The sequence below is a fragment of the Vibrio sp. 1288 genome (assembly GCF_033344475.1).
Genome location: NZ_JAWPOX010001076.1, coordinates 1 through 529, shown reverse-complemented (window position 1 = coordinate 529; position 529 = coordinate 1). Strand labels below are relative to the sequence as shown.

Sequence of the window (529 nt, the reverse complement as noted above, 5' to 3'; positions counted from 1 at the left end):
CTTTCTCGCCACGAGCACGTGCTTTTTTCACCGCTTCAATCAGTGCTTTTTCTGAGATGACGCCAAAGTCGGTATCTTGACTGCCATGAACCGCTTCTGCCAATTCAATTTCAGACAGCGTCGACGTACCCAGTTTACCCACGACAACGCCAGCAGCTGCGTTAGCAAGTGCACACGCTTCTTCGAAGGACTTACCTGCCGCAACCGACGCTGCAAGTACAGAAATCACCGTGTCGCCAGCACCTGTTACGTCGTAAACTTCTTTCGCTTGCGTTGGTAGATGGAATGGCTCTTGGCCACGACGAATCAACGTCATACCGTGCTCACTACGTGTTACCAATAGCGCTTCAAAATCAAACTCTTCAACAAGTGCCAGAGCTTTCTCTACCAGCTCTTGATCCGATTTCACTTTACCGACCACATCTTCAAACTCTTTCATGTTTGGTGTCAGTAGAGTTGCACCGCGGTAACGTTCAAAGTCCGCACCTTTAGGATCAATGAAAACAGGAATATTCGCTGCTCGCGCTTT

The 529-nt window shown here is 49.0% G+C and carries 1 protein-coding gene; it reads right to left on the bottom strand.

Annotated elements, in window-relative coordinates; translation table 11 throughout:
• A partial coding sequence (locus tag R8O11_RS30980; RefSeq protein ID WP_318195360.1) for a PfkB family carbohydrate kinase occupies nucleotides 1-529 on the bottom strand: 529 nt, incomplete at both ends.